Source organism: Phreatobacter sp. (genome assembly GCF_052440005.1).
Lineage (GTDB): Bacteria > Pseudomonadota > Alphaproteobacteria > Rhizobiales > Phreatobacteraceae > Phreatobacter.
In genome coordinates this window covers 22,716-31,160 of sequence record NZ_JBQVQL010000058.1, presented here as the reverse complement: position 1 = coordinate 31,160, position 8,445 = coordinate 22,716, and the positions used below count along the sequence as shown (strand labels likewise).

The following is an 8,445-nucleotide window of genomic DNA, read 5'->3' as shown; positions in this document are numbered from 1 at the left end:
GTCGCGGGGGGAGGGGGCGCCGCCGGCTGTGCCGCGGCGGGCGGGGCAGGCGCCGGCTGTGCGGCGGCCTCCATCGGCCCCGCTCCGAAGGCGAGGAGCGCGGCGAGGAGAGCCGTGCTGACCCCGTATCCGGCACCCCGTCGCGTCATGTCGATCCTCTCGCGGTCCCGCGCCGCTCCGCGAGATGCGGACGGCCGGTTTTGGACAAGCCCAGGATAACCTATATAGAGACTGCCCATTGTGTCCTCGCCATCACATTCCGACACCAACTCCCACGCGTCACCACGGGTCCCGAGCATGAGCCCGCTCGCCAACCATCCGTTCTGGAAGATGAACGGCGCCGGCAACGAGATCGTCGTCGTCGACCTGCGCGCCTCGTCCCATGTGGTCACGGCCGCGGAGGCGCGCGCCATCGCCGCCGACGAGCGCTCGCGCTTCGATCAGATGATGGTGCTGCACCGGCCGCGCACGCCCGGCACGCGCTGCTTCATCCGCATCTACAACACCGACGGAACCCAGGCCGGCGCCTGCGGCAACGGCACGCGCTGCGTCGCCTGGGTGCTGGCCGAGGAGGACGGCGCCGAGAGCTTCACCGTCGAGACCGTGGCGGGCCTTCTCGCCTGCCGCCGCGTCGGGCCCCATGCCTTCTCCGTCGACATGGGCGAGCCGCGCTTCGGCTGGCAGGACATCCCGCTCGCCGAGGAGTTCCGCGACACCCGCGCCATCGAGCTGCAGATCGGCCCCATCGACGCTCCCGTCCTGCATTCGCCCTCGGTGGTCTCCATGGGCAACCCGCACGCCATCTTCTGGGTCGACGACCCCTACGCCCACGACCTGCCGAAGATCGGGCCCATGCTGGAGAACCACCCGATCTTCCCCGAGCGCGCCAACATCTCGCTCGCCGCGGTGAAGGCCCGCGACCACATCGTCCTCTGGGTCTGGGAGCGCGGCGTCGGCATCACCCGCGCCTGCGGCTCGGCCGCCTGCGCCGCCCTCGTCTCGGCGGCGCGGACGAAGCGCACCGACCGCGCCGCGACCGTGTCGCTGCCGGGCGGCGACCTCTACGTCGCATGGCGCGAGGACAACCACGTGATCATGACCGGGCCGACCGAGCTCGAGCACCAGGGCACCTTCGCGCCGGCCCTCTTCGCGACGGCGGCATGATCCCGATGCACGCTCCGCGCCCCTCCGTCGAGGTCGTCACCTTCGGCTGCCGGCTCAACACCTCCGAATCCGAGGTGATGCAGCGCCTCGCCGCCGAGGCGGGCCTCACCGACACGATCGTCGTCAACACCTGCGCCGTCACTGCCGAGGCGACGCGCCAGGCGCGCCAGGCGATCCGCCGCATGAAGCGCGAGAACCCGGACGCCCGCATCGTCGTCACCGGCTGCGCCGCGCAGACCGAGCCCGAGGTCTTCGCCGCCATGGGCGAGGTCGACCGGGTCATCGGCAACGACGAGAAGATGAAGGCCGAGGCCTGGGGCGACACGCGTACGGCGCTCGGCCGGGGCCCGGACTTCGGCATCGCCGCCAGCGAGAAGGTGGCGGTCAACGACATCATGGCGGTGCGCGAACAGGCGCTTCACCTCATCGACGGCCTCACCGGCCGCTCGCGCGCCTTCGTCCAGGTGCAGAATGGCTGCGACCACCGCTGCACCTTCTGCATCATCCCGTTCGGGCGCGGCAACAGCCGCTCCGTGCCGATGGGCGAGGTGGTGGAGCAGGTGCGCCGCCTCGTCGGCAATGGCTATCGCGAGGTCGTGCTCACCGGCGTCGACATCACCAGCTACGGTCAGGGCCTGCCCGGCGAGCCGAAGCTCGGCGCGCTGGTGAAGGCCATCCTCCGCCACGTGCCGGACCTGGAGCGCCTGCGCATCTCCTCCATCGATTCCGTCGAGGCCGATCCCGACCTGCTCGACGTCATCGCCGGCGAGGCCCGCTTCATGCCGCACCTGCACCTGTCGCTGCAGGCCGGCGACGACATGGTGCTGAAGCGGATGAAGCGCCGCCACCTGCGCGACGACGCGATCCGCTTCTGCGACGAGGTGCGCCGCCTGAGGCCCGACATGGTCTTCGGCGCCGACATCATCGCCGGCTTTCCCACCGAGACCGAGGAGATGTTCGCCCGCTCCCTCGCCATCGTCGAGGAATGCGGTCTGACGCACCTCCACGTCTTTCCCTATTCGCCCCGCCCCGGCACGCCGGCGGCCCGCATGCCGCAGGTCGCCCGCGACGTGGTCAAGGACCGGGCGCGGCGCCTGCGCGCGAAGGGCGAGGCGGCGCTCGCGTCCCATCTCGCCGGCATGGTCGGCCGCAGCTTCAAGGTGCTGGTCGAAACGCGCGACATGGGCCGCACCGAGCACTTCACGCCCGTCCGGCTCGCGACCTCCGCCGAGCCCGGCGCCATCCTCCCCGTCACCGTGACCGCCCATGACGGCCGCGAGGCCATCGCCGCGTGAGACGCGGAACCTTCTCCGCAAGTGCGACGTTGTCAGGTCAACAATGCACGACAATGGAGATGGAAATGGGTCTCGGACGCGGTGCTCTCTTGTGGCTTCTGGGCATTCCCCTGCCGATCATCATCCTGCTCGCCATCTTCTGGGGCTGAGCGGACGCGCCGACCCGGGCGCAGAGAAACGGAAGAAGGCCCGGACATCGTCCGGGCCTTCTCTCTTTTGGCGCGCGGGCGAAGCGATCAGCGCGTCAGCTGCTGGGCCGGTGCCGTCAGGTTGACGCGAAGCCCGGCGCCCGACCAGTCATAGGTCATGGCGCCCTTCAGCTGGCGCTGCACGCTCATCTCGATCAGCTGGCTGCCGAAGCCCCGATGCGTGGGCTCGCTGGTCGTCGCCGTCCGTGTCTCGCTCCAGCTCAGCGTCACGTCGCTGGCCGAGGCGGTCCATTCCACCGCCAGCTGGCCGCCCTCCTCGGCGAGAGCGCCGTATTTGGCGGCGTTGGTGGCCAGTTCGTGGAAGACCAGCGCGAGGCTCGTCGCCGCCGAGGACCCCAGCGAGATCTGGGGGCCGGACAGCGTTACCTGGTCCGGGCGGCCGAGGTGCGGCGCCAGGATGCGGGTCAGCAGGTCCGACAGGTGGGTCGTCTCGGCCTTGTCGGTCTCCCCGAAGACGGCGGAGCGGATGAGGTCGTGGGCGGCGGCGAGGGCGGAGAGCCGGCCGCGCAGGGCCTCCGCCATGTCGCGGGGCGTGGCGGACGTGCGGGCTGTCATGGAGATGAGGCCGGACACCACCGCGAAGATGTTCTTCACCCGGTGATTGAGCTCGCGCAGCAGGATGGAGCGCGCCTCTTCTGACTCCTTGAGCTCGGTGATGTCGACGATGGCGCCGGGGAAGCGGGCCGGCCGCCCCTCGTGGTCGTAGAGGCATTCGCCGCGGGCGATCACCCAGCGCCAGCCGCCCTCCCGCGACCTGAGGCGATATTCGGAGGTGTATTTCTCCTTGGAGTCCATCGCCTCGCGGAAGGCATCGCGTACCCGCGGCAGGTCTTCCGGATGGATGGCCTCGAGATATTGCTCGACCGGCATCCCCTCGCCGTGCGGGCCCGCGCCGCTGCCGAACAGTTCGGCGAGTCGTGCGTCGGGGAAGAACAGGTTCGAGCCGATGTGCCAGTCCCAGGTCCCGATCATGCCCGCCGAGTTCAGCGCGAAGGCGAGGCGCTCGCGGCTGCGCGCCAGCTCCTCGCGCGCCCGCACGCGCTCGGTGGCTTCCGTCACCACCCCGAGGACGCCGATCCGCTCGCCCTCCTCGTCGACGACGGGGCTGTAGGCGAGGTCGAACCAGACGTCCTCCGGCCCGCCGTTGCGGTAGAGCACGAAGGGGCGCTCGGTGAAGGTCAGCGTCGTGCCGCCGAGCACGGTCTCGAGCATCGAGCCGTTGAACTCCGCGGCCTCGGGCCAGGCCTCGCCCACCGGCTGGCCGATGATCTGCGGGTGCCGGGAGCCGGCGACCTGCGCATAGCCCTCGTTGTAGATCATCACACCCGTCGGTCCCAGCATGAGCGTCTGCGGGATCGGCGAGGCGAGGATCAGCTTGACCAGCGTCTTGAGGGTCGTGGACCAGTCGTCGATCGGGCCGAGGGCCGTCGTCGACCAGTCGTGCGCTGCGATCAGCCGGCCGATTTCGCCGCCGCGGGTCGACAGGCGTTCGGTCCAGGGGCTGTTGTGGTTCATGTGGGATAAGCGGCCTTCAGCCCTGTTGTCGACCAGGCGACCTGATGTTGCGCCACGGTGGGGATGTCGAACGTAAGCCGGCACAGCGTGCCGTTGTCGTTCGTGATGGTGAGGGTGCCGCCGAGTTGCGAGGCGAAGGACCTGAGCACGGTCAGCCCGATGCTGCGGGCAGCGGCGAGGTCGAAGCCCGGCGGAACGCCCGGCCCGTCGTCGCGCACCCTGAGTTCGGCGAGGCCGCCGCTCTTCTCCAGCGTCACCGAGATAATGCCGGTGGGACGCTGGCCGAGGCCATGCTCGATGGCGTTGTTGATGCACTCGGTGAGGATCAGCGCCACGGGGAGGAACTTGTCTTGCGGCAGGGCGATGGGCGTGATGTCGGTGGCGAGCGTGACGCGGTCACGGGCGCCCGAAGCGTCGATGCAGCGCTCCGCGAGCTCGCGCACGAAGTCGTTGTCGATCCGCCCGTCGGCGTGCGCCGGGTCGTGGAACATGCGGTGGATGTCGGCGATCACGCCGACCCGCTGCACGCTGTCGGCGAGGGCCCGCCGGGCTTCGGGATCCTTCACCGCGCGGACCTGGATGTTGAGCAGGGCCGAGACGGACTGGAGATTGTTGCCGATCCGGTGCTGGAGCTCCTTGAACAGCGTGTCGCGCTGTTCGGCGTGCAGCACCGCCTTCTCCCGCTCGGCGCGCAGGGCCGCGAGGGCCCCGGTCAGCCGGTCGATGATGAGGATGTCGACCACCACGATGAAGGCGAAGAAGGCGATGGCGACGCCGGACTGGTAGTCGAGGACCAGGGCGTTGGTCGGCGGAATGAAGAAATAGAGGGCGGCAAGGCCGCTCAGCACGGCGCAAAGGCTGCCGGGGCCCGCGCCCGCGACGAAGGTCGCGACGATGATCGCCGGAAAGAAGGTCAGGAAGGGAAAGCCGGGGGGCAACGATGGTTCTGCGAGGAAGCGCAGGGCGAGCGCCGCCAGGAACAGGCCGACGCCAACCGAATATCGCAACAGCCAATGCCGATCGTTCATATAGGTCCCGCGGGGCGCCATCCAACCGCCATCCTTAGCATCAGGATCGGTGCTGTTGGTGTCAAAAGACGTAGCGCCGAGCAGACCAACGGCCCACGACGGAATCGCCGCGGGCCGCAGGAAAATTGAGGTGCCCCTGTTAGGGCGACGGAAAGGTCTAGGCCCGCCGGATCAGGCCGGCGACCACCGAGACCACGAAGAGGACGATCGCGACCCAGAACAGCAGCTGCGCGCCGCCCATGGCAGTGCCGGCAACGCCGCCGAAGCCGAGGAAGGCGGCGACGAGCGCGACGATGAGGAAGACGATGGCCCAGTGGAGCAGGGTACCCATGAAGCAATCTCCTGATGGTGTTGTGGAACGGCCCCGGATGGCCGATGCAGACAGTGAATGTCGTGCCAACAACGCCGGCCCGTCAGCCGGGTTCCGGCACCGCCTGCGCGCCGGACAGGAGGAACTTCGGGGCAGCGGCCGCGTTTGTCGCCCGGCAGGGGTGTGTCGGCCGCCCCGCCCGTGTCGCATCGCCTCGATGCGGCCCTTCTCCCGGAAGGCGTCGGTCCGCGCCTCTCCTGCCCGTCCGACAAGGGTTACCGACGATGTCGTCACGAGGATCGGCACCAGGCGGGCCGCCGCCAGGACCGGACGGAATTTCGCTGAACACCTTTGCTGGGCTCCATCCGGTGGTGCTCGCGCGCCTCTGCCTGTGGCGGGACAGCCGAGCCGGATGATCCATGGCTGAGGTCAGTCCCCCGACATCCGACGCCGTGACGTCGAGCGCGCCTGCCAACGACAGCCTGCGGCTGCGGGCCCTGCGCGTGCGCCTGCTCATCCTGGTCGCGGGCATCGCCGTGCCGCTTCTCGCCCTGGCGTTCGGCGCTGTCTGGCAGACCACCGCGAACGAGAGGACGCGGATGGAGAGCCGCCTCGTCGACCAGGCGCGCGCCATCGCCGGCGCTGTCGACGTCGAGATGGACAGGGCGGGGCTCTACCTGCGGGCGCTCGCCTCCTCGCCCTCGCTCGCCGCCGAGGACTGGCGCGCCCTCTACACCCAGGCCGTCCAGTCGGCGCCGCGCGGGACCTTCGTCTCCGTCCGCGACGCCGAGGGGCGGCGGCTGCTGAACACCTATTACCCCCTGCAGCAGGGCGGCCTCGCCGCGGCCGGAGCCCCCCAGCCCCTCGACCGGAGGGCGCTGGAGGGTGGCGAGGTCATCGTCTCGGGGCTCGTCAATCCCTCCGCCATCGGCGAGCCGGCGGTGACGGCGACGCTCGGCACGGATACGGGCGCCGGCAACCGCGTCACGCTGGTGCTCTTCATCCCCTCGGCTCACCTGTCGCGGATCCTCAGCCAGCAGAACCTGCCGGTCGATTGGCTGTCGGCCCTTCTCGACGCCGACGACATGGTGATCGCGCGTTCGCGGGACCAGGCGCGTTTCGTCGGCACCCTCGCCGTCCCGCCCGTCCGGGCCGGCCTTGCGGCGAACACCAGCGGGCTCGTCCACACCCGAACCGTCGAGAACGTCAGCGCGGCCCTCGCCTTCGCCCGGGCCCCCGCCAGCGGCTATGCTGCCGTCGTCGCCGTGCCCGAGGTCGTTTTCGGCCGCGTCTTCCTGTCAGCCCTGCGGCCGGTCGCCATGATCGGCGGGCTTCTGCTCGTCGCCGCCCTCCTCGCCGCCATGCTGGCCTCGCGGCGCATCCTCTCAGCCGTGCGCCGCGGCTATGCGGAGGAGAAGAGCCTGCGCGAGGAGGTGGCCCGCAGTCTGCGCATCCGCGACGCCGAGCTCAAGGAGAGCGAGCGGCGGTTCCAGACCATCGCGGATGCCATGCCCCAGCTCGTCTGGTCGACGCGGGCCGACGGCTACCACGACTATTTCAACGAGCGCTGGTACCAGTTCACGGGCACCAGCCCCGGCTCGACCATGGGCGGGGTCTGGAACGACCTCCTCCACCCAGACGACCAGGAGCGTTCGGCGCTGCGCTGGGCCCATTCCCTCGAGACCGGCGAGCCCTACGAGATCGAATACCGTTTCAAGGCGGGGGATGGCAGCTATCGCTGGTTCATCGGCCGCGCCGTGCCCATGCGCGATGCCGCCGGCCGGATCGAGAGGTGGTTCGGCACCTGCACGGACATCCACGACAAGAAGATGGCCGAGGAGGCGCTCGTCTCCACCCAGCGGCAACTCAAGGCCCGGGTGACCGAGCTTGCGCAGGAGAAGGCGCGGCTCGAACGGCTGATGCTCTCGGCCCCCAACCTCATCTACATCAACGACCTGCAGCGGCGTCGCAACGCCTACATCAACCCGCAGATCTTCGAGAGCCTCGGCTACGGGCCCTCCGAGCTGATGGGCCGGCCCCTGAAGACGCTCGGCGCCTACGTGCACCCCGACGATCGCCGCCGCGTCGCCGAATTCGCCTCGCAGGTGCGGCGGGTCGCCGACGGTGAGGTGCGCGAGATCGAATACCGCATCCGCCACACCGACGGCACCTACCGCTGGTTCCTGGTGCGCGAGACGCCCTTCCAGCGCGATCCCGTCGGCAAGGTCACCCAGGTTCTCGGCACCGCGCTGGACATCGGCTCGCGCAAGCAGGCCGAGGAACGCCAGCACATGCTGATCCGCGAGCTGCACCACCGGGTGAAGAACATCCTCGCCACGGTCCAGGCCATCGCGTCGGCTACCGGCCGCTCGTCCACCACCTTCGCCGCCTTCCGCGAGCGCTTCTCCGACCGGCTGGTCTCGCTCGGGCGGACCCATTCGCTCCTCACCCGCGAGGCCTGGTCCGGCGCCGGCGTGCGCGACATCCTGGAGAGCGAGCTCGCGCCCTATCTGCAGGACGGGGAGGCCCGCGTGGTCATCGAGGGGCCGCCTCTCGTCGTGCCGCGCGACATGACCGTGCCCATCGGCATGGCCATTCACGAGCTGACGACCAACGCGGTGAAATACGGCGCGCTCTCCGTTCCCGAGGGGCGGGTCCACGTCACCATCGCCTCGGACGGCGCCGTTCCCGAACCGCGCATGACGCTGGAATGGCGCGAGAGCGGCGGGCCGCCGGTCAAGGTCCCGGAGCGCAGCGGCTTCGGCTCCCTGCTGCTTAACCGCCTGCTCGCCTCCCAGCTCGGCGGCGAGGTCGCCATCGACTACCGGCCCGCGGGCGTCGTCGCGCGCATCGACGTGGTCCTGCGCAAGGACGACGTGCGCTGAAGCCCCGCGGCTGTTGGAACCTTGCGGCGGTCCGGCCGT

6 protein-coding genes are annotated in these 8,445 nt (G+C 70.1%); 3 read left to right on the top strand and 3 right to left on the bottom strand.

Going from position 1 to position 8,445, the window contains the following annotated elements:
- Positions 1 to 297 precede the first annotated feature (297 nt).
- Positions 298 to 1,164 carry a diaminopimelate epimerase gene (gene dapF, locus ACT6XY_RS14815; RefSeq protein WP_444749095.1) on the top strand — a complete coding sequence of 289 codons (867 nt, stop codon included), beginning with the start codon at positions 298 to 300 and terminating at the stop codon, positions 1,162 to 1,164.
- Positions 1,161 to 2,459 (top strand): tRNA (N(6)-L-threonylcarbamoyladenosine(37)-C(2))-methylthiotransferase MtaB, encoded by a 1,299-nt coding sequence (gene mtaB / locus ACT6XY_RS14810; RefSeq protein WP_444749094.1) that lies wholly within the window; start codon positions 1,161 to 1,163, stop codon positions 2,457 to 2,459. The genes dapF and mtaB overlap by 4 nt, the downstream gene beginning before the upstream one ends.
- Positions 2,460 to 2,695: 236 nt before the next feature.
- On the opposite strand, the gene ACT6XY_RS14805 is transcribed toward mtaB, so the two are convergent.
- The 3 genes from ACT6XY_RS14805 to ACT6XY_RS14795 all read right to left on the bottom strand — a co-directional run bounded on the left by ACT6XY_RS14805 (position 2,696) and on the right by ACT6XY_RS14795 (position 5,542).
- Positions 2,696 to 4,183 (bottom strand): sensor histidine kinase, encoded by a 1,488-nt coding sequence (locus ACT6XY_RS14805; protein ID WP_444749093.1) that lies wholly within the window; start codon positions 4,181 to 4,183, stop codon positions 2,696 to 2,698.
- Positions 4,180 to 5,211, bottom strand: coding sequence for a sensor histidine kinase (locus tag ACT6XY_RS14800; RefSeq protein ID WP_444749092.1), 1,032 nt, complete (start codon positions 5,209 to 5,211; stop codon positions 4,180 to 4,182). Before ACT6XY_RS14800 ends, ACT6XY_RS14805 begins: the two co-directional genes overlap by 4 nt.
- 157 nt (positions 5,212 to 5,368) lie before the next feature.
- Positions 5,369 to 5,542, bottom strand: a complete 174-nt coding sequence (locus ACT6XY_RS14795; RefSeq protein ID WP_444749091.1) for a DUF1328 domain-containing protein — start codon at positions 5,540 to 5,542, stop codon at positions 5,369 to 5,371.
- Between the two features lie 398 nt (positions 5,543 to 5,940).
- Here ACT6XY_RS14795 and ACT6XY_RS14790 point away from each other — a divergent pair, with 398 nt between their 5' ends.
- Complete coding sequence (locus ACT6XY_RS14790; RefSeq protein WP_444749090.1) at positions 5,941 to 8,406, top strand: sensor histidine kinase; 2,466 nt, start codon at positions 5,941 to 5,943, stop codon at positions 8,404 to 8,406.
- Positions 8,407 to 8,445 lie beyond the last annotated feature (39 nt).